Source organism: Kitasatospora sp. NPDC001261 (genome assembly GCF_042896795.1).
Classification (GTDB): Bacteria; Actinomycetota; Actinomycetes; order Streptomycetales; family Streptomycetaceae; genus Kitasatospora.
Genome location: NZ_JBIAXP010000003.1, coordinates 86,895 through 109,008, shown reverse-complemented (window position 1 = coordinate 109,008; position 22,114 = coordinate 86,895). Strand labels below are relative to the sequence as shown.

General features: G+C 74.1%; 21 protein-coding genes. 10 read left to right on the top strand and 11 right to left on the bottom strand.

Annotated elements, in window-relative coordinates; translation table 11 throughout:
• Window positions 1–37: 37 nt before the first annotated feature.
• Both ACFY4B_RS05495 and ACFY4B_RS05490 read right to left on the bottom strand, forming a co-directional pair.
• Window positions 38–853: a leucyl/phenylalanyl-tRNA--protein transferase gene (locus tag ACFY4B_RS05495; protein WP_387966573.1), complete on the bottom strand. Its 816-nt coding sequence runs from the start codon at window positions 851–853 to the stop codon at window positions 38–40.
• A complete protein-coding gene (locus ACFY4B_RS05490) occupies window positions 850–4,314 on the bottom strand; it encodes an amino acid adenylation domain-containing protein (RefSeq protein ID WP_387966572.1) in 3,465 nt (1,154 codons plus the stop codon). Before ACFY4B_RS05490 ends, ACFY4B_RS05495 begins: the two co-directional genes overlap by 4 nt.
• 231 nt (window positions 4,315–4,545) lie before the next feature.
• Here ACFY4B_RS05490 and ACFY4B_RS05485 point away from each other — a divergent pair, with 231 nt between their 5' ends.
• Entirely contained in the window at window positions 4,546–7,719 is a 3,174-nt protein-coding gene (locus tag ACFY4B_RS05485; RefSeq protein WP_387966571.1) for a putative bifunctional diguanylate cyclase/phosphodiesterase, read from the top strand.
• Between the two features lie 12 nt (window positions 7,720–7,731).
• Here the strand turns inward: ACFY4B_RS05485 and ACFY4B_RS05480 are convergent, their stop codons facing one another.
• Window positions 7,732–7,965 carry a helix-turn-helix transcriptional regulator gene (locus ACFY4B_RS05480; RefSeq protein ID WP_049650998.1) on the bottom strand — a complete coding sequence of 78 codons (234 nt, stop codon included), beginning with the start codon at window positions 7,963–7,965 and terminating at the stop codon, window positions 7,732–7,734.
• Between the two features lie 110 nt (window positions 7,966–8,075).
• The gene (locus ACFY4B_RS05475; RefSeq protein WP_049650999.1) at window positions 8,076–8,387 is read right to left on the bottom strand and encodes a helix-turn-helix transcriptional regulator; all 312 of its coding nucleotides are present in this window, start codon (window positions 8,385–8,387) and stop codon (window positions 8,076–8,078) included.
• 160 nt (window positions 8,388–8,547) lie between these two features.
• On the opposite strand from ACFY4B_RS05475, the gene ACFY4B_RS05470 reads away from it, so the two are divergent.
• The gene (locus ACFY4B_RS05470; RefSeq protein WP_387966740.1) at window positions 8,548–10,116 is read left to right on the top strand and encodes an MFS transporter; all 1,569 of its coding nucleotides are present in this window, start codon (window positions 8,548–8,550) and stop codon (window positions 10,114–10,116) included.
• A gap of 73 nt (window positions 10,117–10,189) precedes the next feature.
• On the opposite strand, the gene ACFY4B_RS05465 is transcribed toward ACFY4B_RS05470, so the two are convergent.
• Together ACFY4B_RS05465 and ACFY4B_RS05460 are read right to left on the bottom strand one after the other, a co-directional pair.
• Window positions 10,190–11,992 carry a CocE/NonD family hydrolase C-terminal non-catalytic domain-containing protein gene (locus ACFY4B_RS05465; protein WP_387966570.1) on the bottom strand — a complete coding sequence of 601 codons (1,803 nt, stop codon included), beginning with the start codon at window positions 11,990–11,992 and terminating at the stop codon, window positions 10,190–10,192.
• Between the two features lie 146 nt (window positions 11,993–12,138).
• On the bottom strand, window positions 12,139–12,978 hold the full coding sequence (locus ACFY4B_RS05460; protein WP_387966569.1) for a helix-turn-helix domain-containing protein: 840 nt from the start codon (window positions 12,976–12,978) through the stop codon (window positions 12,139–12,141).
• 212 nt (window positions 12,979–13,190) lie between these two features.
• On the opposite strand from ACFY4B_RS05460, the gene ACFY4B_RS05455 reads away from it, so the two are divergent.
• The 4 genes from ACFY4B_RS05455 (at window position 13,191) to ACFY4B_RS05440 (ending at window position 16,609) form a co-directional block, all read left to right on the top strand.
• A complete protein-coding gene (locus tag ACFY4B_RS05455) occupies window positions 13,191–13,868 on the top strand; it encodes a CPCC family cysteine-rich protein (protein WP_387966568.1) in 678 nt (225 codons plus the stop codon).
• 107 nt (window positions 13,869–13,975) lie between these two features.
• Window positions 13,976–15,067: a hypothetical protein gene (locus tag ACFY4B_RS05450; protein WP_387966567.1), complete on the top strand. Its 1,092-nt coding sequence runs from the start codon at window positions 13,976–13,978 to the stop codon at window positions 15,065–15,067.
• 24 nt (window positions 15,068–15,091) lie between these two features.
• The gene (locus ACFY4B_RS05445) at window positions 15,092–15,958 is read left to right on the top strand and encodes a DUF3592 domain-containing protein (protein WP_387966566.1); all 867 of its coding nucleotides are present in this window, start codon (window positions 15,092–15,094) and stop codon (window positions 15,956–15,958) included.
• A gap of 150 nt (window positions 15,959–16,108) precedes the next feature.
• Window positions 16,109–16,609: a hypothetical protein gene (locus ACFY4B_RS05440; RefSeq protein WP_387966565.1), complete on the top strand. Its 501-nt coding sequence runs from the start codon at window positions 16,109–16,111 to the stop codon at window positions 16,607–16,609.
• Here ACFY4B_RS05440 and ACFY4B_RS05435 read toward each other — a convergent pair.
• Window positions 16,596–16,979: a VOC family protein gene (locus ACFY4B_RS05435; RefSeq protein WP_049651006.1), complete on the bottom strand. Its 384-nt coding sequence runs from the start codon at window positions 16,977–16,979 to the stop codon at window positions 16,596–16,598. The two genes, ACFY4B_RS05440 and ACFY4B_RS05435, sit on opposite strands and share 14 nt — an antisense overlap.
• A 198-nt stretch (window positions 16,980–17,177) precedes the next feature.
• On the opposite strand from ACFY4B_RS05435, the gene ACFY4B_RS05430 reads away from it, so the two are divergent.
• Window positions 17,178–17,519, top strand: coding sequence for a hypothetical protein (locus ACFY4B_RS05430; RefSeq protein WP_117490663.1), 342 nt, complete (start codon window positions 17,178–17,180; stop codon window positions 17,517–17,519).
• 121 nt (window positions 17,520–17,640) lie between these two features.
• On the opposite strand, the gene ACFY4B_RS05425 is transcribed toward ACFY4B_RS05430, so the two are convergent.
• From ACFY4B_RS05425 to ACFY4B_RS05410, 4 genes are read right to left on the bottom strand one after another with little or no spacing between them, the layout of a single operon-like run.
• On the bottom strand, window positions 17,641–18,132 hold the full coding sequence (locus ACFY4B_RS05425) for a GNAT family N-acetyltransferase (RefSeq protein WP_387966739.1): 492 nt from the start codon (window positions 18,130–18,132) through the stop codon (window positions 17,641–17,643).
• A 23-nt stretch (window positions 18,133–18,155) separates the two neighbouring features.
• Window positions 18,156–18,587: an arsenate reductase ArsC gene (locus ACFY4B_RS05420; protein ID WP_387966738.1), complete on the bottom strand. Its 432-nt coding sequence runs from the start codon at window positions 18,585–18,587 to the stop codon at window positions 18,156–18,158.
• A 28-nt stretch (window positions 18,588–18,615) separates the two neighbouring features.
• Window positions 18,616–19,716 carry an ACR3 family arsenite efflux transporter gene (gene arsB, locus ACFY4B_RS05415; protein WP_049651011.1) on the bottom strand — a complete coding sequence of 367 codons (1,101 nt, stop codon included), beginning with the start codon at window positions 19,714–19,716 and terminating at the stop codon, window positions 18,616–18,618.
• Window positions 19,713–20,135 (bottom strand): ArsR/SmtB family transcription factor, encoded by a 423-nt coding sequence (locus ACFY4B_RS05410; RefSeq protein ID WP_387966564.1) that lies wholly within the window; start codon window positions 20,133–20,135, stop codon window positions 19,713–19,715. Before ACFY4B_RS05410 ends, arsB begins: the two co-directional genes overlap by 4 nt.
• Before the next feature lie 88 nt (window positions 20,136–20,223).
• Between ACFY4B_RS05410 and ACFY4B_RS05405 the strand changes: the two genes are divergently transcribed.
• From ACFY4B_RS05405 to ACFY4B_RS05395, 3 genes are all read left to right on the top strand, one after another.
• Window positions 20,224–20,667 carry an ArsI/CadI family heavy metal resistance metalloenzyme gene (locus ACFY4B_RS05405; protein ID WP_387966562.1) on the top strand — a complete coding sequence of 148 codons (444 nt, stop codon included), beginning with the start codon at window positions 20,224–20,226 and terminating at the stop codon, window positions 20,665–20,667.
• Between the two features lie 65 nt (window positions 20,668–20,732).
• On the top strand, window positions 20,733–21,227 hold the full coding sequence (locus ACFY4B_RS05400) for a hypothetical protein (protein WP_049651013.1): 495 nt from the start codon (window positions 20,733–20,735) through the stop codon (window positions 21,225–21,227).
• A 122-nt stretch (window positions 21,228–21,349) separates the two neighbouring features.
• A complete protein-coding gene (locus ACFY4B_RS05395; protein ID WP_387966561.1) occupies window positions 21,350–22,012 on the top strand; it encodes a ferredoxin in 663 nt (220 codons plus the stop codon).
• Window positions 22,013–22,114 lie beyond the last annotated feature (102 nt).

The following is a 22,114-nucleotide window of genomic DNA, read 5'->3' as shown; positions in this document are numbered from 1 at the left end:
GGCCAAAAAAGCCAGCCCGATCAGGTTTAACCGCAGGTCAGCGGAGGCGTGCCGATTCTCCCAGCCGCGCCACCGGCAGCGGCGCCCCGTCCGGGACCACAGCGGAAGCCCCGCCCCCGCCCGACAGCTCCGCGAGGTACCGCGAGCGCGCCATCGGCTCTGCCCCGAGGCTCCGCACGTGCGGCCCGTCCCACTGGGCGTCGAGCAGCCGCCCGCCCGCCGCACCGAACCGCGCCCCGAGGTCGGCGACGGCGACCCGGGCGGCGTCCGGGCGGCGGTGGAACATCGAGTCCAGGCTCAGCACCGGCCCGACCGCGATCCCGAACACCCCGCCGATCAGCTCCTCCCCCTCCCACACCTCCCCGCTGTGCGCCGCCCCCAGCTCGTGCAGCCGCACCAGCACCGCCGCCAACTCCTCGGTGAGCCAATCCGGTTGACGGCCCTCGGCGCACGCCGCCAGCACCCGTCCGAAGGCCCGGTCCGCGCTCGTCCACCACGTGGACCGGTTGCGCAGCCGCCGCGCCAGCCGGCTCCCGAGCCGGACACCGTCGGGCGCGATCACCGGCCGGGGGTCGGGCGACCACCAGGCCAGCGCGTACGGGTCCGCCCCGCCGGGCAGCAGCGCCACCTCCCCCGCCTCGACGGCGTCCCCGTACACCGCCTCGCTGTACGCGCTCGCGTAGACGTCCGCCGCCGGCAGCGGGAACAGCCCGCGCCGGTACGCCGCCAGCAGCCCGCCGGGGCCGAGCGCGCCGAGCGACCCGCCGAAGGCCACCGGGCCGTCGCCGGGCCCGTGCCGCACATCCAGCGCGCCGAGCACATCCAGTGCTTCGAGCGCGTCGGAGGGGCTCACGGCGACGCCGCCCGCAGGAAGCCCTCCCGCTCCAGCCCCGCCAGGTAGTGGTCGATCAACCCCGCCTCCACCGGCGGCAGTTCGATCCCGCTCCCGGCCAGCGCCGCGTCCGCGTTCGCCCGCTCGAACAGCGGGAACGTCGGCCGGAAGTACATCTCGCTGACCGACAGCTCCGACCCCGGCGCGCGGTCCACGAACAGCGGGACGAACGGCGCGATCGGGTGCGTCGGGTTCCCGGCGGCGAACCGGACCAGCCGCCGCACCCAGTCCCCGTACGGCAGCGGGGCGATCCGGTGGCCGCGCACCCGCAGCCGCTCGGCGAGGTCGGCGAGGGTGCCCGGGCGCGGGGAGGTGAGGTGGTAGACCTCGCCGGCGGCGGGTGCGTGGGCGGCGATGTGCGCGATGGCCCGGGCGAAGCGGTCGGCGGGGACGAAGTCGAGCAGCAGTCGCACGTCCGGGTAGGTCCCGCTGTCGGCCAAGTAGGCGATCAGCGCGCACAGTTCGGTGCCGGTGTTCATCGTCCCGGACGCGAGGTCCCCGGTGACGTCGTTGGTGCGCAGCACGGTGACCGGCAACCCGGCGGCGGCCGCGTTGTGCAGCAGCTGTTCGGCGACCCACTTGCTCTCGACGTAGCCGACGCCGAGCCGTTCGGGGTGGGCGAGCGGGGTGCGCTCGGTGACCTTCGGGACGCCGGCCGCGCCGAAGCCGGCCAGCACGGCGAGGGTGGAGAGGTAGTGCACGGGGATGCCCCGGCTGTGCCCGGCGAGCCGGACGACCTCCCGGGTGCCGCCGACGTTGGCCGCACGCAGCTGGTGGTACGGGTAAAGGAAGTTGACCTGTCCGCCGAGGTGGTGGACCGCGTCCAGGTGCCCGGCCAGCCAGTTGAATTGACGGTCCGTCAGGCCGAGCTTCGGCCGGGTGAGGTCCCCGACCAGCGGCACCACCCGCCGGTCGGCGAGGTCCTGCCGCAGGAAGCGCTGCCGCGCCGCCCGCAGCCGTTCCAGCGCGTGTTCCTCGTCGGGCGCGCGGACCAGGCAGTGGATGCGCGCCCGGGTGGTGGCGAGCAGCGCGTGCAGCAGGTGGGCGCCGCAGAAGCCGGTGGCGCCGGTGAGCAGGATCTCGGCGGGTTCGGCGCGGGAGGGCGCCGGGCTCCAGGACTGCCGGAGGTCCTCGGTGAGCCGGGCCTCCGCGAACCAGTCGACCGCCGCGTCCCGTGCGGCCCCGGCGGGGGTGTCCGCGCGCGCCGCCGACAGCGCCGCCGCGAAGGCGCGCAGGACGGGCTCGCGCAGCAGCGCCCGGGTGAGCGTGCGCACCTGCCCGACGTCGATGCCGAGCAGGATCCGGGCCCGCGCCAGCATCTCCATCGCGAGCAGCGAGGTGCCGCCGAGCGCGAAGAAGTCGCCGTCCGGGCCGACGTGTTCGACGCCGAGCAGCTCCGCCCACAGCTGCCCGACGGCCGCCTCCAGCGCCCCGGCTCCGGCGGGGCCGGGTGCGGGAGCCGGCGAAGGGGTCGACGGGGGAACGGGAGCCGACGCCGGGGAGCGCACCGGCGCGTGCGGCAGCCGCCGCCGGTCGATCTTCCCCGCCGCCGTGAGGGGCATCGCCTCCAGCGGCACGAACTCGGCCGGCACCAGGTACTCCGGCAGCCGGTCGGCCAGGAACGCCCGGAGCCCCGGCGCCCCGACGGCCGTCCCGGAGGCGGGCGTGTAGTACGCGGTGAGCGTGCGGCTGCCGTCGGCCGCCTCGCCGTCGGCCGCGACCCGGGCCTGCCGGACGTCGGGGTGCGCGGCCAGGACGGCCTCGACCTCGGCCGGGTCCACCCGGTGCCCGCGCACCTTCACCTGGTCGTCGAAGCGGCCGAGGATCTCCAGCTGCCCGTCCGCCCGCCACCGCCCGGCGTCGCCGGTGCGGTACATCCGCTCGCCGGGCAGCGGCGCGTACGGGTCGGGCAGGAAGGACTCGGCGGTGAGCCCGGCCTGCCGCCAGTAGCCCCGGGCCAGGCCGGGCCCGCCGAGGTGGATCTGCCCCTTCTCCCCGGGCCGGACGGGGCGCAGCCGGGCGTCCAGCACGTGCACCCGCACCCCGGGCAGCGGCCGTCCGATCGGCACGGGCGCGGCCGGGGTGCCGCCCGCCCCCGCGGAGCTTCCGCCACCCCCGTCGAGCAGCTCCGCCGTGACCTCGCAGAGCGTCGAGGTGACGGCCGCCTCGGTGACCCCGTACGCGTTGAGCAGCCGGGCGCCCGGCAGCCGCTCCAGGCAGTGCCGGCTGTCGGCGGCGTGCACGGCGTCCCCGCCGACCACCACCAGGCGCAGCCCCTGGGGGCCGGGCCCGCCGGGCGGGAGCAGGTCGAGCAGGTGGTGCCAGTAGGCGGGGGTGAGGTCGGCGACGGCCAGGCCCAGCCCGGGCAGCCGGCCGGCCAGCTCGGTGGGCGCCCAGGTGCCGCCCGCGCCGCCGCCCCCGCCGAGCACCACCGTCGCGCCCGCGAGCAGCGCGCCGAACACCTGCTCCAGCGCGGTGTCGGAGCCCAGCGCGGCCAGGTGCAGGACGCGTTCGCCGGGGCGCAGCCGGTAGGCGTGGACGATCCGGTCGAGGGTGAACAGCAGCGCGCGGTGGGTGACGGGGACGCCCTTGGGGCGGCCGGTGGTGCCGGAGGTGTAGATCAGGTAGGCGAGGTCGTCGGGGGCGACGCCGTCGTCCCCGGCGAAGTACGCCCCGGAGTTCAGGGGCTCCCCGCCGTCCTCCGGCCCGGGCGCGGACACCCCGAGCACGGACACCCCGGGCGCGGACACCCCGAGCACGGACACCCCGGGCGCCTCCGGGAACCCGTCACCGTCCGCGACCACCACCCGTGCCCCGCAGTCCTCGACCAGCCGGGCCAGTCGCCGCGGCGGGTGGGCCGGGTCCAGCGGCAGGAAGGCCCCGCCGGCCTTGAGCACGGCCAGCCAGGCGGTGACCAGGCCCGCCCCGCGGTCCAGGCAGACCGGCACCACCTGCTCCGGGCCGGTCCCGCGCGCCCGCAGCGCGGCGGCCAACCGGTCGCTGCGCAGGTCGAGTTCGCGGTAGCTCAGCGTGGCGTCCGCGGCGATGACGGCGACCGCGTCCGGGTCGTGCGCCGCCCGCGCGCGGAACAGCCCGTGCACCGTGTCCGCGAATCCGGCGACGGTGTGCGGGAATCCGGCCGACGGGTCCGCCGATCCGGCCGTCGGGTCGGCGATTCCGCCCGCCGCCCGCCGTACCGGGGCGCCGTCGGGGAAGCCCAGCCCGGCCGGGCGCCACTCGCGCTCCACCCAGTCCCGGCAGTCGGCCCGCCCGGCCGGCCCGTGGACCTGCTGCCAGCCGGCCGGGACGGTCAAGTCGCCCGGCCAGATCGCATACTGACCGTTGCCGTTGCGGACCACGGCGTGACGGCCGGAGCTCGCATCCGTTCGTACGCCCTGTGCGCTGTCTACTGCGTCGTCCACCGGCTTGACCTCGTGCTGTGGCGGCAGAATGCTGGGGAGTGCGACATTTCCGACTATACGCACTCCTGCCCCGTCGAGGACGTCCGGTCGCACCCCCCACCGGACGCCTCGCTGCTGCGCGAAAGCGCTCATCCGCCCCACCCGGACCGGCTCCAACGCCCGGCCCGTCCCGTCCTCACCCGAACTCCCCCGCCCGACCGGCGGGGTGATGTCGTGGAGGAGGTAGCCTCGTTGACTCGCCGGCGACAACACCTGATGGTCTGTTACCTGCTCTGGATGGTGCTGTTCACCGGCATCTACTACGCGAATCCCGGCCAGCGGATCATCTGGTGGACCGGCATCGGCCTCGGCGGCGTCGCCGCCATCGTGGTCGGCGTCCGCCTCAACCGTCCCGCGCACGCGCGCTACTGGTACGTGCTGGCGCTCGCCAACCTCAGCTTCACGGTGGGCGAGGTGGTGCAGGCCGTCCAGTTGGACATCCTGCACGTGCCCAACCCGTTCCCGTCCGTCGCGGACGGCTTCTACCTCGCCGAGTACGTGCTGTACGCGGTCGGCGTGCTGGGCTTCATCCGCTGGCGCACGGCCCGTCAGGACCGCGCCGGGCTGCTCGACGCCCTCGTCCCCACCATGGGACTGGCCCTGCTCGCCTGGATCTACCTGATCCTCCCGTACGCCCGGAACCCGGACCTCGACTGGTTCCAGAAGGCCGTCTCGATCGCCTACCCGCTCGGCGACGTGGTCGTGCTCGCCCTGCTGCTGCGGCTGCTGACCCCGCGCGGCGGCAACTCCCGCTCCCTGCAGCTGCTCGCCGTCGGCTCGCTCGGCATCATGGTCTCCGACGTGCTGTACGGGCTGATCCAGCTGCACGGCACCTGGCACATCGGCACGCCCGTCGAACTCGGCTGGGCCGCCTTCTACACCGCCTGGGGCGCGGCGGCGCTGCACCCGTCGATGGTCGAGCTGACCCGGCCGGTGCCCACCCAGCAGCCGGACCTGAGCACCGCCCGGCTGGTGCTGCTCACCCTGGCCTCGCTGATCGCCCCGGCGATCCTGATCATCGAGGCGCTGGCCGGCAACACCAGCAACGCGGGCGTGATCGGCGCCTTCTCGGCGGTGCTCTACCTGCTGGTGCTGGCCCGGCTGGCGGTGGTCGTCTCCGCCCGCAGGCAGGCCGTGGCCCGCGAGCGGGCACTGCGCGAGGCGGGCGCCCGGCTGACCGCGGCCGTCACGGTGGGGGAGGTCGCGGACGCCGTCCAGTCCGCCGCCTCCACCCTGATGCCGGCCGAGGCCGGGCACGTCGCCCTGCTCTCCGTCGCCGAGGCCGGGGTGCTGCACGTCCGGCACGCCGGGAGCGACACCCCCCGGCCCACGCCCGGGGACACCGCGCAGTCCGACCGGGTGCTGGAGCTCGCCACCGCCCGGGAGGCCGTGCTGCTGCCCGTCGGCTCCCTCGGCCTGGACCCGGCCGCCACCCCGGCCGACGGCGGCCTCCTCGCCCGCCTCGGCGGCATGCCGTACGCCCTGGTCTGCCCGCTCACCCTCGCCGAGCGCCCCTCCGGCGACCCGCTGATCGGCGCGCTCGTCGTCACCGGGACGGAGCAGGAGCTGGCCGGCCTCTGGAGCTCGCTGGAGATCCTCGCCGCGCAGGCGGCCCTCGCGGTCGAGCGGGTGGTGCTGAGCCGCGAGGTCACCCAACGCAACAGCGAGCTGTACTTCCGCACGCTGGTGCAGAACGCCAGCGACGTCATCCTGATCCTCGACGCCGACGACGGCGTGCGCTACGCCTCCCCGTCCGCCGCGACGGTGCTCGGCCGCCCCGACCTGGCCGGCACCCCGCTGACCGACCTGGTCCCGCCCGAGGACAGCCGGGAGGTCGGCAAGGCGCTGGCCCGGATGCGCGGGACCGCCGAGCCGCCCCGGGGCGAGCAGCCGCGCGAGCACTGGCGGCTGCTGCGCCAGGACCGCACCCCGATCGAGGCCGAGGTCCGCTCCGACGACCTGCGCGCGGACCCGACCGTCGGCGCCCTGGTGCTCACCCTGCGCGACGTGACCGAGCAGCGGCAGATGGAGCGCGAGCTGACCCACCGGGCCTTCCACGACTCGCTGACCGGCCTGGCCAACCGGGTGCTGTTCCAGGACCGGGTCGGGCACGCGCTCTCCCGGGGCGAGCGCAGCGGGGCCGTCACCGGGGTGCTCTTCATCGACCTGGACGACTTCAAGGTGGTCAACGACACCCAGGGCCACGCGGTCGGCGACGAGCTGCTGGTCGCCGTCTCGCTGCGGATCTCCACCGCGCTGCGCGCCTCGGACACCGCCGCCCGGCTCGGCGGCGACGAGTTCGCCGTCCTGGTGGAGGACGCGAGACGGCCCGCCGACGTGGACACCATCGCGTCCGGGGTGCTGGCGGTGTTCGCCGAACCGTTCAAGCTCACGTCGGGCACGGTGCGGGTGACGGCCAGCATCGGTGTGGCGACCACCGAGGACAGCGTGGACGCGACCGAGCTGCTCACCCACGCCGACCTCGCGCTCTACTCCGCCAAGGCGGCCGGCCGCCGCCAGTGGCGCCACTACCGGCCGGCCCTCCAGACCGGCATGGTGGAGCGGCACGAGCTGAACGAGCACCTCGACTCGGCGATCGCCGAATCGGCCTTCCAGCTGTACTACCAGCCGATCGTCGACCTGCGCTCGGGCGATCTGGTCGCCTTCGAGGCGCTGGTCCGCTGGCCGCACGACCGGCGCGGCATGGTGCTGCCCGACGAGTTCATCGCCCTCGCCGAGGAGAGCGGCCAGATCGTCCCGCTCGGCGCCTGGGTGCTGGAACGCGCCGCCCAGGAGGTCGCCGCCTGGCACGCCGCGAGCTCGGCGGCGCGGACGGCCGCCGGCCGGCCGCCGCTGCGGGTCAACGTCAACGTCTCGGCCCGCCAGTTCCGCGACGCCGGCTTCGTGGACGTGGTCCGCCGGGCGCTGGCCGCCACCGGCATCGACCCCCACACCCTCGTCCTGGAGCTCACCGAGTCGGTGCTGATGCGCCGCGACGACCGCGTCCACGCCGACATGGCCACGCTGTCCGGCCTCGGCGTCGGCATCGCCATCGACGACTTCGGGACCGGCTACTCCTCGCTGTCCTACCTGCGCGAGTTCCCGATCTCCCTGCTCAAGATCGACAAGTCCTTCATCGACGGCCTCGGCCACTCGCCCCAGCAGTACGCCCTGGTCGAGGGCATCACCCGGATCGCCGACACCCTCGGGGTCCAGGTCATCGCCGAGGGCATCGAACACCCCGACCAGCGCGACCTGCTCGCCGCCATGGGCTGCCCGCTCGGCCAGGGGTACCTCTTCGCCCACCCCATGGACTCCCCCCACGCCCGCGCCCTGGTCCGCCGGACCTCCTACGAGCCGGTCTGAAGACCTCCCCGGCTACACCTTCCGCAGGGCGCGCGACAGCACCGTGAGCAGCGCCAGTGTCGGCCTCGCGTGCCCCGCCTCGACGGCCCGGACGTCGGCCTCGGCGAGGCCCGTGCGAACGGCGAGGTCGGGGAGGGTGAGACCGAGGGCGGTGCGGCGGGCCCGGACGGCGCGGGCCAGGGCGTCGGCGGGGTCGCCGTCCGGGTGGGCGGGGAAGTCCTCGATCAGGGGGCGCGCCAGATCCACCGAACTCTCCTCATCGGCCTGCGGGGCGCACAGTTTGACACGCCGTCAGCCCGCGGCGGCCCCAAGCGGAGGTCAAGGTTCCTTGACCTCCGCTTGGGCCTCCCCCGCCGTCAGGAGTCACCGCGGACCAGGTCGAGCAGCCCCGGGAAGCGCTGGTCCAGGTCCTCGCGGCGCAGCGTGGCGGCCCGGCTGTTGCCGCGGTCGACCTGGCGGATCAGGCCGGACTCGCGCAGCACCCGGAAGTGGTGGGTGAGGGTGGACTTGGAGACCGGGAGGTTGAAGGAGGCGCAGGTGCGCGCCGCCCCCTCGCCCTCCCGCAGCAGGGCCGCGACCACGCCGTAGCGCAGCGGGTCGGCGAGCGCGCCCAGGACGGTGCGCAGGTCCATCTCCCCGGTCGAGGGGTGGCCTTCGGCGTCGGGCATCGGTTCCTCCTCCGCAAGGTATGGGTTGCATCGTACCTCGGCGCCGTGGCAGCTTTAGGTTCGATCAAATCCGTACCTGGCCACCCCGTGGCCGGTTCAAGCCTGGAGTCACGCCCCCTTGAGCACGCAGCCCACACAGGCCGCACAGCCGACGCAGGCCATGCCGGCCGCGCCGTCAGACGCCCCCGACCAGCGGCGACGCCCCGCCCGCACGCCCGTCCTCGCCGCCGTCCTCCTCGCGGTCTTCGTCGTCCCGATGTCCATCTCCGGCACCGCGGTCGCCCTCCCCCGGATCGGCGCCGGCACCCACGCCGACCTCGCCCCGCTCCAGTGGGTGGTCAACGCCTTCAACGTGGCCTTCGCCTGCTTCACCCTGGTCTGGGGCTCGGTCGCCGACGTCATCGGCCGGGCCAGGGCCTTCGCCGCCGGCGTCGCCCTCTACGCCCTCGGCTCGCTCGCCAGCGCCGTCGCCGCCGACGTGCTCTGGCTGGACGCCGCCCGCGCCCTCACCGGCATCGGCGGCGCCGCGATCTTCTCCTGCGGTGCGGCGATCCTCTCGACCGTCTTCGACGGCCCGGCCCGCGCCCGGGCCTTCGCGCTGTTCGGCACCGTCGCCGGGGCCGGCGTCGCCCTCGGCCCGTCGCTGGCCGGCGTGCTGGTGCAGGGTCTCGGCTGGCGCTGGGTGTTCGCGGTGCACGCCGTCGCCCTGGCGTTCGTCCTGCTCGCGCTGCCCGCGATCGCCCGCGCCGTGGCCGCCACATCCGCCGGCAGCGGCGGCACCGGCGGCGGGCGGATCGATGTCCCCGGCAGCGCGCTGTTCGTGCTCGCCATGGTGCTGCTCACCACCGCCATCGTCCAGGGCTCCCAGTGGGGTTGGGGCAGCGCGGGCGTGCTCGACCTGTTCGCCGGCGCGGTCGCCGTACTCGTCGTCTTCGCCGCCGTCGAGCACCGCAGCGCCCACCCGATGCTGGACCTCGGCCTGCTGCGCGACCGCCGCTTCCTCGGCCTCTGCCTGGTGCCGGTGGCCGCCTCCTTCGGCTTCGTCACCGTGCTCACCTACCTGCCGAGCTACCTGACCGCCGTCACCGGCCGCGGCACCGGCGCCGCCGGGCTGCTGATGCTGCTGCTCACCGCACCGGTGCTGGTCCTGCCGATGCTCGCCGCCAGGCTGGTCGCCCGCGGCGTGCGCCCGCTCACCCTGGTCCTCCTCAGCCTGGCCTGCCTGGTGGCGGGCGACCTCGCCCTCACCCTGCTCTCCCCCTCCGCCACCGTGCTGCTGCTCGCCGCCCCGATGCTCATCACCGGCGCCGGGATGGGGCTGTCGGCCGGCCTGGTCGACGGCCAGGCGCTGGAGTTGGTCGACCCGGCCAAGGCCGGCATGGCGGCGGGCTTCCTCAACACCCTGCGCCTGGGCAGCGAGGCCGTCGCCGTCGCGGTGTACGGCTCCGCGCTGGCCACCGTGCTCGGCACCCGGGTCGCCGACGGCATCGACGCCCACCCGGATGCCTCCCGGGCCGGCGAGGTCGCCGACCGGGCGGCCGGCGGGAACCTCGCGGGCGCCGCCGAACTCTCCGGCGCCACCGACCACCGCGCCTTCACGGACTTCCTGGCGCACGCCTACGACTCCGCCTTCCACTCCGTGCTGTGGGGCCTGGCGGCCGTCGGCGCGCTGCTCGCCGTCCTCATCGCGCTCCTGCTGCGCGGCACCTCCGCCAGGACCACGGCCTGACGGACGCCGACCGGCCCGCCGCCACGAGGGCGACGGGCCGGGAACGACGGGCCGGGCAGAAGCGGCGGGCGGATCAGCCCAGCGGCAGCTCCAGTCGGGACTCGTTCCCACTCGGCGAGCCGACGGTGACGGTGCCCTGCTTCGCGGCGAAGGAGTACAGCTGGTCGCGACTGTTGACGACCAGCGCCACCCGGTGCCCGTCCGGCACGTCGTACGCGGCGGGCTGGAGCTGCCAGTCGACGGTGATGTCCTCGCCGGGGGTCAGGTCGGCCAGGGTGTACGGCTCGTGGGTGATGATCCGCGCGGAGCCGTCCGGGGCCACGTCGAACAGGTACGCCACCAGTGTGGCGGCCGCCTCGGTGCTGTTCACGGTCAGCCGGACCGACGCGGCGCCCCGGATGCGGCGGGCCGCCCCGCCACTACCGGTCAGCGGGTCGGTCGACCAGACCAGCAGGTTCTCCCGCTCGAACTCGGCCAGGGCGTACGGCCTGGGATTGCCCGTCCACTCCTTCTGGCCGGTCTTCAGGACCTCGTCCACCGCGGTGGCCTTGGTCTCCAGCCCGGCGGTGAAGCTCCGCGACCAGCCGGCGTTCTGCTTGTCGGCCAGCGCGCCGTCACCGTCACCGTTGACACCGGTGAGGTACCAGGCCTCCGTGCCGGTGGTGACGTCCGCCCACGAGTCGTGGCCCTCCCGGCGGGCGGCCTCGGTGATCCGCTGCCCGCCGCCCAGCACCGGCTTGGTCTTGTAGCTGAACATCACCTGGTTGGTCACCTGCCGGCGGTTCGGCGCCTCGTTGTCGGCGCCCAGCAGGTGGTGGTCCAGGAACTCGTAGGCCTCCCGGAGGGGCTCCGCCAGACCGGGGAAGGGCAGGTGGGTCAGCAGGCCGGACAGGCCGGCGCCCTCGGGCGCGCCGTGGTCGCCGATCCACAGGTTCAGCTGCTTCGGCACGGTCAGCCGGTTGAACGTCTCGATCACCGAGGAGGCCGGGAAGAGGGTCTCGTGCCAGGTGTTGGAGACGAAGGTCGGGATGCCGCGCGCGTTGGTGATGTCGGCGTAGGCCTCCGGCGAGCGCTCGGTGCCCCAGGCGACCACCTCGTCGAGGTTCCGGCCGGTCGCGAAGCTGTCGAGGATCTCCTGGGTGACCGCGTCGAACTTGTCCTCCTTCTCGCCGCCGGTGAAGCCGATCAGCAGCTCGACGGCCTTCACGTGCCGGGTGCCGTTGGCGTAGAGGCTGGTGGCCAGGTTGCCCCAGGTGCTGAGCGCGACCACGGCGGACACCCGGTTCGCCGGGTCGTGCGCGGCGACCAGCTGGCTGATCCCGGAGCCGTAGGACTCGCCGAGGAAGCCCACCCGGCTCGGCTCGAAGTGCTCCTGCGCGTAGTCGATCACCGTCGCCCCGTCGGCCCAGTCGTTGGGCCCGGCGACGTCGACGAACCCCTCGGAGGTGGAGATCCACCCCGGGAAGCCGAGGCCGCGAGGGGTGTAGGCGAGGACGTGGTAGCCGCGCTGCGCCAGCTTGAGGTACGCGTACACGAAGGGCAGCCAGCCGACCGGGCTCCAGCCCGCGGGCACGATCACCACGGGGCGCGGCTGGTCGCCGTTCAGCTTGATGGAGAACGCCGAGAGACGGACGCCGTCCCCCGAGGTGATCCTGGGCACGCCGATCGTGGCGATCCGCCGCACCGCGGCCACCAACTCCGCGAGCTCCGGCGGGAGCTGGACCGTCTCGTCGCCCTGGAGGGCCGACAGCAGGCCGTTGCCGAGGTCGATGACGGCCGGGTTGACGGTGGCGGCACCCGGGCCCCACAGGCCGTTGTCGGCGACGGAGGCCAGCGTCGCCTCGGTGATCGACGGGGAGGAGTTCGGCTCGGTCATGCGGAATCACCCTTTCCTGAACGGATTATCGAACGGCTTCCTGATCAGAAGAGGGGTCGGCGAAACTGACGAACCGTCGGATTCGCTCGGACCGGTGATTCTTGGGTGACTTCCCCCGGCAAATCCCAAACCGTGGTAGGGCGATGTCACCCGATCGAGTCCACCGCCGAGGCGATCAGCTCCCGGGCCCGGTCGCCGTACACCGCCGTGCCGGACAACTTCTCGAAGGCGTCCAGGTAGTGGGCGACCTCGCGGGGCCGGGTGACGGTCAGACTCGCCGTGAGGGTCTCCACCTCCACCTGCTCGCTGTCGTAGACGCTGAAGGTCTCCAGCGGCCACACCTCCCGCTCCGCACCCGCCGGGACGATCCCCAACGAGACGGCGGGCAGCGCGGTCGCGGCCAGCAGGTCGTCCAGCTGCCCGCGCATCACCCCGGCGTCCCCGATCCGGTGGCGCAGGACCGACTCCTCCATCAGCAGGGCGAACCGCCGCCCGCCCTCCCGGACGATCCGCGAGCGCGCGAGCCGGGCGTCGACCGCGTCGGCGACGTCGTCGGGGGTGCCGTGGAAACGGGTGATGGCGGAGAGCAACGCCGTTGCGTAGCCCCGGCTTTGCAGGAACCCGGGGACGAGGGAGGAGCTGTACACCCGGAACACCCTGGTGCGCTCGAACAGCGGCACGTAGGAGTTCTGCAGCCGGGTGAGCCCGGTGCGCTGGAGCCGCCGCCACTCCACGTACATCGACTCGGCGGAGCGCGTCGCGGCGATGAGGTCGGCCGACTCCTCCTCCGCCCCGCAGAGCCGGCACCAGGTGCGGATGTCCCCGTCGGACGGCGAGGTCAGCGCGTTGATGATCCGGGAGGACTTGGAGGGGTGCCAGCCGGCCCGGAGCGCCAGCTCGCGCCCGTTGAACCCGGCGTCGCGGCACAGCTCGCGCAACCGGTCGGCGACCTCCTTGCGGACCGCCACCGCACTGCTGGACGGCATGACTGAGGGCATGGTTCACCTGCCTGGGAATTGTCGGGGTGGACGGCGCACTCCCCGTGCGGCTCCTACCGAGAAGCGTAGCCGCGCACCGCCGCCGCCCCCGAGCCGATTGCACACAGTTGCAGCGGAGTTGGGGAGCAGAACGGAAGGCTGACGAACGGCCGCGCGAAACCGGGTCGCCACCGGCCGGGACGGCGGGCCAGACTGCCGGGGTGGACACTCGTCGGCCTTGCCCCTGCTGCGGCCATCTCGTCTTCGACGTCCGGGAGGGGTGGCCCGGTTCGTCCGTCGTCTGCCCGGTCTGCTCCTGGGAGGACGACCCGACCCAGCTCCGTCGGCCGCTCCTGCCGCGCGGCGCCAACAGCGTCTCGCTGCTGCGGGCCCAGCGGAACGTCCAGGAGTACGGCGCCTGCGACCAGCGCGGCCGCCGCTTCGTCCGGCCGCCGACGCCGGACGAGCCGCTCGACCCCGCCTGGCGGCCCATCGACCTGGCCAGGGACGTCTTCGAGGACCGGGCGGACGAGGAAGGCCGCCCCTGGCCCGAGGACCGGTCGGTCTGGTGCTGGTGGCTGCCGTCCTTCCCGGGCGCCACCGAGGACCCGACACCGAGCGTGCCCCGCCTCGTCACCATCGACGTCGGATCCGTCCGCAACGAGAGCGGTCTCCACGCCGTCCTGAAGCGCGAACTCGGCTTCCCGGCGTTCTACGGCAGGAACTGGAACGCCTTCTGGGACGCGATCACCGGCCTGGTCGCGATGCCCCGCGAGCTGTGCTTCACCGGCTGGGCCGAGCTGGAGCGCGAGGTCCCGTCGTCGGCGGCGCTGCTCCGCAGCCGGCTGGCCGAATTCGCCACGGCCGAACGGGACTTCACGGTCGTCTACGACGAGTAGCCGACCGAGGCCGAAGCCCGTCCGGCAGGGCCGGTCGCGAGCAACTCCCCACCGGTGACGGCACAAAGGCCTATCGGCCGGCCCCTCAGCCCGGCACAATCACCGGTATGACGATCACCCCCGGCGTGCCGCCCAGGCGCAACCTGCCGATCGCCCTCGGCCGCAGTTTCCTGACGGGTGGCGTCATCGGAGGCTCACTCGCCGGGCTGGTCGTCGGCGTCGTCCTGGAGAATGTGCCGCTGCTCGTCGGCGGCCTGGGCGTGCCGATCGGCTACGGCCTGCTGTACCTCCTCGCCGGCTGGCCGCGGCGGGCGCGGGAGGCGGCCGTCGTCCCGCGTACGGCGCTGGCGGTGGTCGAGGGCCGGACCGTCCCCGAGGGCCAGGTGACCGACCGGGCGGTGCGGTTCGACCTCACCGTCGTACCGGACGACGGGCCCGCGTTCCGGGTGGAGCTCACCCAGGACATCAACGTCGCCGACCTCCCCGACTACGTGCCGCGCACCGTTCTGGTGGTCCGCTACCCGCCGGACCGGCCGACGGACATGCGGATCGTGAAGCGGCCGACCCCGGAGTGGGAGGAGCGGGCGGCCGGAGCCCGACTCGACTCCGCACCCGAGGCGACCAGGCTGAGCGAGCCTCCCGAGAGCCGTGCCGTCGGCTTCGTCGGGCTCCTCGGCCTGCTGCTCGCCGCCACGGCCGTCGTCTTCCTGTTCCGCGCGGACCTGTTCGAGCAGCGGCCCGCCGAACCGCCGTCCTCCTCGGCGGACCCCTCGGTCTCCTCCTCATGGTCGGCCGAGGTGGTGACGGGCGGGTCCGGCACCGTCGTGCTCGGCGCCGGCCAGTCCTTCCTCGACGACGGCGCGTTGGGCCGGTCGATCGACTCCGTGACCCGGAACGGCGAGTACGGCCCGGTGACCACCCTCCAGGTGACGGACAACCTGCTGGCGGTGACGTTCTCCTCGGCCGCCACGAAGGCCCGCGAGTTCGACCCGAAGTCGCTGCCCTACGAGCGGTTCCCCGCCCTGGTCGAGGAGGCCAGGACCACCCTCGGCGTCCACGCCCCGCAGGCCTGGAGCATCACCATCCTCCGCACCGACGGCCCCGTCACCATCACGGTCAGCGTGACCGGGCCCGGGGGCGCCGCCGTGCTGGAGGCGGACGGGCAGGGCCGGGTGCTGCGGCGCACCTCGGCGCACTGAACCACGGACAGGAACGGGACGCAGATGAACTGGCACGGAGTTCTGGCGCTGTGGTGCGGGGCGTTCGGCCTCGTCGCGCTGGTCGGGTACGGGCGGTCGCTGGCCGGCCTGACCCGGGCGCAGCGGACGGTACGGGTGACGGGGCGGATCGAACGGGTGCGGGAGCCGCGGCATGGGAGCTCCCAGGAGGACGGGATCGCGGTGGTCGTCCGCTTCCGGGACCCTTCCACCGGCGAGGAGTTCGTCGTCACGAACGACACCGGGACCGGCGACCTGATCACCACGGCCTGGGTGGGCCGGGAGGTCGGAATCCGCTACCCGCCGGGGCGGCCGCACGCCTTCCGGTTCACCAACAGCCCCCAGGACGGCGGGCGCGGGCTCGGCCTGCCGAACTCCGCCGTCCTCCTGATCTACGTCGGGCTGGTGGTCGTCGCCTCGATCGACTGGGGCTGGCCGTGGGCCCTGGTCGCGGTCTGCGGGCCGCTCACCGTCCTCACCGCCTTCCATCTGCCCGGGGAGCGGCGGCGCATGAGGAAGCGTCTCGCCGAGCTGGACGCCATGGCGTCCGCGACGGGCCGCGTCATCGCCGTTCTCAGGACCGTCGAGACCGACGCGGACGGCGACCTCCGCACCAGCCGGACGCCCGTCTACTCCTTCACCACCCCCGAGGGGACGGCCGTCACCGGCTACCAGCCCTCGTACCTGTCCGACACCACCGCCGTGTACGGCCAGGACGTCGTGATCCACTACGCGCCCGACAACCCGGCCGACTTCACCCCGGCCCTCGCCGCCACCCGCGGGTCCGTGGAGGCGAACCTCGGCTGCGCGGTCCTGGCCCTCGTCATCCTGGCCGCGGCGGCAGCCGCGGGAGCGGTCCTGCTCTCCCGGTAGCCCCTGGCCCCCGTCGCCCACTCCCCCGGGCGGGGGACGGCTCGGCCCGGAACCCGGCTCCGGGGAGGACGACCCGGTGCCCCGGGCGCGGGCACGGTGGAGTCCGCCCGGCGGCAGCGGCCGGCGGGCGGGGACACCGGAGGAGACGGCATGCGCGCACCGACACCGGCCACGGCACGAAGGGTCGCGGCGCTGGGCGTCGCCGCCGCCGTCCCGTACATCGGCCTGAAGAGCTACTGGGCGGCGGGCGGCCGGGCCGGGCTAGCGGCCGGGTTCGACGTGGCGGACGAGTTCACCCGCAACGGCGCGCCCTGGGCCCTGGTCTGGCTCGAACGGCACGGCGTCGACTTCACCGCCGTCCTCGCCCTGGCCGGGCTCGCCATGGCCTGCGCCCTCGCCTGGCCGTGGGGACGGCGCCTCCCGCGCGGGCCGCTGCTCGCCCTGGCCTGCGCGGGGACGCTGCTGGTCCCGTACGGTCTGCTCACCGCGCTGCTCGCCCTCACCGGGGAGGGCGGCGGCGCGGCGGCGCCGATCACCGGGTGGGTCGCGCCGGCCGGGGTCGGCGCCTTCCTGGGGATCGGGACGGCCCTGGGCGTCGGGGCCTGGTCGCAGCTCCGGCCGGGACGGCGCGCCGGCGTCAGGGGTTCGTGACGGCCCGGTCGGAGTCGCTGCGCAGCACGCAGAACTCGTTGCCCTCGGGGTCGGAGAGAACGGCCCACCCCGAACCGTCGGGGTTCCGGTGGTCGCCGACGAAGGTGGCGCCGAGGCCGAGCAGCCGCTCCACCTCCTGGTCGCGCGAGGTCTCGGGCCGCAGGCACAGGTGGACCCGGTTCTTGACCGTCTTCGCCTCGGACACCTGGTTGAAGTACAGCACCGGCCCCTCCGCCAGCAGCACCTGCGTCTCCCGGTCCCCCGGCCGGCAGTCGGGGTCCAACGGCCGACCGGTCACACCACTCCAGAACCGCGCCAGCTCATAGGCGTCCGCACAGTCGATCGCCACGTTCTGCAACACCGAAACCATGCGCGCGAGTCTCCCCGATCCCCGCGCCGGACGCCACCGGGTCGCGCCCGCTCCCCGCACCCCCGCCGAGGGCGGGACCGGCCCGTGAGGAGCGGGCCCGCCGACGGCCCTGACCTGCGGCGATACGGCCCGGGTGCAGGCCCTCACGGACGTGCCTACGGTGGAAGGAGTAGCCCAGAGCATCCAGGAGGTTACGTTATGACTTCCGAGAAGAAGCCCGTCCAGCTCACGGCACGCACGGTGAGCGGCCACGTGGTCGCCAACGCACCGATCAGCGGCGACTTCGAGGCCACGCTGACCGACACGGACGGCAAGCCGATCGTGGGGCGGCAGATCACCTTCTACAGCACCGCGAGCGGCCAGCGCGTCGGCTCCGCGACCACCGACCAGAGCGGGATCGCCAAGCTGAACTCCGGCTCCAAGATCCTCGATCCGGTCATCGTCGCCAGCACCCTCACCACCGGCTGCGAAGCACGGTTCGAGGGCGACGACGAGTACCAGGCGGCCTCCGCCCACGCCGGCACCGCGGTCGGCGTGTAGTCGGCGCCGCACCCGGACACGTGCGGAGTGGGAAGTCGGCCGGGCCGACTTCCCACTCCGCGCCACCCGCCGGACGGCTCTTCGGACGGCGATTCGGTCAACCCTCCCGATGGCGATGTGCTCAACCGACCGTAGGACTGCGGCGTTCGAGGAGGACCACGTCACGCCACCGGCCGTCGCGCCGGCCGATGCGCTCCCGCGTCCCGACGACCCGGAACCCGGCCCTGGCGTGCAGGGCGAGACTGGCCGTGTTCTCCGGGAAGATCCCCGACTGGATCGTCCAGATCCCGGCCCGCTCGGTGGAGGCGATCAGCGCCTCCAGCAGGGCGGCGCCCACACCCCGCCCCCGCGCCCCGGGGTGGACGTAGACGGAGTGTTCGACCACACCCGCGTACGCGCACCGGTCCGACACCCGGGCCACCGCGGCCCAGCCGAGCACCCGGCCGTGCCCGTCCCCGTCTCCGTGTCCGTCGAGGGCGACGAGACGGTGCTCGGCCAGGCGCGCGGCGTCGAACGCCTCCCAGCTCGGCGCGGCGGTCTCGAAAGTGGCGTCGCCGCCGTCGATCCCGAACCGGTAGATCGCCAGGACCTGTTCGGCGTGCGCCGCCGTCATCGCGACGACGGTCACGTCCCCGTTCACGCCCCCGCCCCCACGCCCAGCTCGGCGAGCAGAGCGCGGACCCGCCGCTCGATCTCGTCGCGGATCGGGCGCACGGCGTCGACGCCCTGGCCGGCCGGGTCCGCCAACTGCCAGTCCAGGTAGCGCTTTCCGGGGAAGTACGGGCAGGCGTCGCCGCAGCCCATGGTGATCACCACGTCCGAGGCCCGGACCGCCTCGACGGTGAGGACCTTGGGCGTCTCGGCGGAGAGGTCGATCCCCACCTCGGCCATCGCCCGGACCACGGCCGGGTTGACGGTGTCGGCGGGCGCGGACCCGGCCGACCTGACCTCGACCCGGTCGCCGCCGAGGTGGCTGAGGAAGGCGGCGGCCATCTGGGAACGGCCGGCGTTGTGCACGCAGACGAACAGCACGGACGGCTTGGACGGCTTGGACGGCCCGGACGGCAACCCGGCTGCGGGCACGGGCGACTGAGGCTCAGACACGGGCGGACCCTTCGACGGCGGTGGCGGGCTGGGGGAAGTAGCGGCGGGCGGCGAGGGCCACGTGGACGAGGCCGATGAGCACCGGCACCTCGATCAGCGGCCCGACGACTCCGGCGAGGGCCTGGCCGCTGGTGGCGCCGAAGGTGGCGATGGCGACGGCGATGGCCAGTTCGAAGTTGTTGCCCGCGGCGGTGAACGCCAGGGTGGTGGCGCGCGGGTGGTCCAGGCCCACCGCGCGGCCCAGCGCCAGGGAACCGGCCCACATGACGGCGAAGTACACCAGCAGCGGCAGCGCGATCCGGGCGACGTCGAGGGGCTGCGAGGTGATCGCACGGCCCTGGAGCGCGAACAGGACGACGATCGTGAACAGCAGCCCGTACAGCGCGAACGGGCCGATCCGCGGCAGCAGCCCGGTCTCGTACCAGGTGCGGCCGCGGGCCTTCTCGCCCAGGCGGCGGGTGAGGTAGCCGGCGGCGAGCGGGATGCCGAGGAAGACCAGCACGCTGCGGGCGATCTCCCAGGCCGACACGTCGAGCGCCGCCTGTTCCAGGCCGAGCCACCCGGGCAGCACGGACAGGTAGAACCAGCCCAGCGCGCCGAACGCGACCACCTGGAAGACGGAGTTCAGGGCGACGAGCACGGCGGCGGCCTCCCGGTCGCCGCAGGCCAGGTCGTTCCAGATGATCACCATGGCGATGCAGCGGGCGAGGCCGACGATGATCAGCCCGGTGCGGTACTCCGGCAGGTCGGGCAGCAGCAGCCAGGCGAGGGCGAACATCACGGCGGGCCCGACCAGCCAGTTGAGCACCAGGGAGGGGATCAGCAGGCGGCGGTTCCGGGTGACGGTGTCCAGCCGGTCGTAGCGGACCTTGGCGAGCACCGGGTACATCATCACCAGCAGGCCGAGCGCGATCGGCAGCGAGACGCCGGTGACGGTCACCTTCGCGAGCGCGTCGCCCAGGCCCGGGACGAGCCGGCCGAGGCCGATGCCGAGGGCCATCGCGGCGAGGATCCAGAGCGCGAGGTAGCGGTCGACGAACGACAGCCGGCCGGCGACGGGGGCGGGGGCGGGCGCCCCGGTTGCGGCGCTCACTCGGCGGCTCCGAGCGGCACCGGGCGGGTTCGGGTCGACGCCGGGCCGGCTCCGAGCGGCGCCGGGCGGGTGAGGACGCCCGCGAGGCGGTCGGTGGTCTCGGGGACCAGCCGGTAGTACACCCAGGTGCCCCGGCGCTCGGAGTCGATCAGCCCGGCCTGCCGCAGCAGCTTCAGGTGGTGGGAGATCGTCGGCTGGGACAGGTCGAAGGCCGGGGTCAGGTCGCAGACGCACACCTCGCCGCCGGCGCCGGAGGCGATCATCGACAGCAGCCGCAGCCGCACCGGATCGCCCAGGGCCTTGAACAGCGGCGCCAGTTCGGCGGCCTGCCCTTCGTCCAGCGGAGCGCTCAGCAGCCCGGGGCAGCAGCCGTCCGCGCCGTCGTCCTGGCCCAGCACTCGGAGTTCCTGTTTCGACATGCTTCTATATTGACGAACGCCGATCCAGTCCGCAAGCTTGCATCGACGGATATCGATCCAGGCTCGATCCAGCCTGTTGGAGGCCACCATGTCCCGTGTCCAGCTCGCCCTGCGCGTCGCCGACCTCGAAGGCTCCATCGCCTTCTACACCAAGCTCTTCGGCACCGAGCCTGCCAAGCGCCGCCCCGGCTACGCGAACTTCGCCATCACCGAGCCCCCGCTGAAGCTCGTCCTCATCGAGGGCGAGCCGGGCGAGGACACCCGCCTGGACCACCTCGGCGTCGAGGTCGCCTCCACCGAGCAGGTCACCGCCGCCACCACCCGCCTCCGGGACGCCGGCCTCGCCGCCTTCGAGGAGAACGACACCTCCTGCTGCTACGCCGTCCAGGACAAGGTCTGGGTGACCGCCCCCGGCAGGGAGCCCTGGGAGGTCTACGTGGTCAAGGCCGACGCCGACACCCTCGGCAAGAGCGCCGCCGGCGCCCCCGAGGCCTGCTGCACGGGCACCGCCACCGGCGAGCCGTCCGCCTGAGCCGGCGTGCACGGGAAGTCGGCCCGGCCGACTTCCCGCGCACCGGGCCTGATTGGATGACGACCATGAACAGCGGCGGTCACCAGGAATCAGGCCTCTCGAAAAGCGTCTGGAGCGACGCCGACTTCGAGGAAATGGGCTGGCACGACGCCACCGTCCACGGCCTGTACGTGCAGCAGACCGACGACTTCCTGCCGCGCCTCCTCCTCGACCTCGACTACATCGTCCAGTGGGTCCACCCCGTCCGGCCCGCGCGGAACTTCTCCTTCTGGGTCGCCCCCGCGACCCTCGCCTTCGAAGAGGTCTGGGACCTCCAGGGCGACTTCGGCTTCGAGGGCATGGCCCCGGAGCTGGAGATCGCCGACCTGCACCGGCTGGCACCGGACGACGACAAGCAGGACTCGCCGCACTGGCACATCGAGGGCCACTCCTTCGATCTGAAGTTCCGCGCCTCCGGCTTCCGCCAGTACATCCGCGAGACCCCGCGGCTCACCTCGACCCCGGTCCTGTCCGGCGCCGAGCGCGGCGGCTGCCGCTTCACCGAGGCCGGCTTCGCCTGAGCGGTTCCGAGGGCCCGCGAGCCCGCGAGCCCGCTCAGGCGAACGCCCCGTCCACGGGCCGGCGCTCCCCCGCCCCCCGGGCGAACGACGCGCGCCCAAAGGCAGGTCCTAGGCTGGGCCGCATGAGAAAGACGCAGGTGGGCGGGGTGATCGGCCGGTGGATCCGGTCGCTGAACCGGGGGCAGGAGCTCTCGCACGAGGCGGCGCTGCGGCAGTCGGCCGTACGGATGCGCGGGCGGCTGCTCCTCCACCCGGCGGAGGGGCCGTGGCAGGAGCTCGCCTACTGGGACCCGCTGCCGACCGCCCGGGAGATGACCGACTCGGTGGGCTACGGCCGCTGGGAGCAGCGCGGCAGGCTGAACGTGCCCGGCCCGTTCTACGCCGGCGAGACCGACAGCGGGCTGAACGGCCCGTACTACCTCCCCGAGCACGTGCTCTCCGACGACAGGCACTGCGAGTTCGTCCACCGCCAGCCCGTCAACCCGCGTGAAGTGGCCGCCCTGGTCGAGATCGCCCACGACGAGCCCCTGGGCGGCTACGCCTGGGACGGCGACCTGCACTGGACCCCGCAGGCGGTACGCGACTGGTGGGCCCGCCGGGACGAGGTCCGCGCCTGGATCGCCGACGAACTGCGGCTGGGCGACGACAGCCGGAACGAACCGGACGCCCTGCGCCAGTACGCCGCCTACCTCGACGACGGGCTGGAGGCCTACCTGCGCGGCTACCTGTTCTGGCTCACCGAGCACCGCGAACCCCGCGCCGGCGAGGCACTGCCGGAACTCTGACCCTCGGCGGCGGGCGCGAGGAGCGGGAAGTCGGCCGGACCCGCCATACCAGGGCCCCTGCCGGTCGGCAGGGGGCGGACCGCCGTCCGGGACGAGCCGTGC

Bases quoted from the DNA above. Each gene is read 5' to 3' on its own strand.
- ACFY4B_RS05400 (WP_049651013.1), top strand. From the start codon at position 20,733: ATGAACAGCGGCGGTCACCAGGAATCAGGCCTCTCGAAAAGCGTCTGG.
- ACFY4B_RS05430 (WP_117490663.1), top strand. From the start codon at position 17,178: ATGACTTCCGAGAAGAAGCCCGTCCAGCTCACGGCACGCACGGTGAGC.
- ACFY4B_RS05475 (WP_049650999.1), bottom strand. From the start codon at position 8,387: ATGCCCGACGCCGAAGGCCACCCCTCGACCGGGGAGATGGACCTGCGC.
- ACFY4B_RS05460 (WP_387966569.1), bottom strand. From the start codon at position 12,978: ATGCCGTCCAGCAGTGCGGTGGCGGTCCGCAAGGAGGTCGCCGACCGG.
- ACFY4B_RS05440 (WP_387966565.1), top strand. From the start codon at position 16,109: ATGCGCGCACCGACACCGGCCACGGCACGAAGGGTCGCGGCGCTGGGC.
- ACFY4B_RS05470 (WP_387966740.1), top strand. From the start codon at position 8,548: ATGCCGGCCGCGCCGTCAGACGCCCCCGACCAGCGGCGACGCCCCGCC.
- ACFY4B_RS05405 (WP_387966562.1), top strand. From the start codon at position 20,224: ATGTCCCGTGTCCAGCTCGCCCTGCGCGTCGCCGACCTCGAAGGCTCC.
- ACFY4B_RS05450 (WP_387966567.1), top strand. From the start codon at position 13,976: ATGACGATCACCCCCGGCGTGCCGCCCAGGCGCAACCTGCCGATCGCC.
- ACFY4B_RS05395 (WP_387966561.1), top strand. From the start codon at position 21,350: ATGAGAAAGACGCAGGTGGGCGGGGTGATCGGCCGGTGGATCCGGTCG.
- ACFY4B_RS05465 (WP_387966570.1), bottom strand. From the start codon at position 11,992: ATGACCGAGCCGAACTCCTCCCCGTCGATCACCGAGGCGACGCTGGCC.
- ACFY4B_RS05410 (WP_387966564.1), bottom strand. From the start codon at position 20,135: ATGTCGAAACAGGAACTCCGAGTGCTGGGCCAGGACGACGGCGCGGAC.
- ACFY4B_RS05425 (WP_387966739.1), bottom strand. From the start codon at position 18,132: ATGACGGCGGCGCACGCCGAACAGGTCCTGGCGATCTACCGGTTCGGG.
- ACFY4B_RS05445 (WP_387966566.1), top strand. From the start codon at position 15,092: ATGAACTGGCACGGAGTTCTGGCGCTGTGGTGCGGGGCGTTCGGCCTC.
- ACFY4B_RS05435 (WP_049651006.1), bottom strand. From the start codon at position 16,979: ATGGTTTCGGTGTTGCAGAACGTGGCGATCGACTGTGCGGACGCCTAT.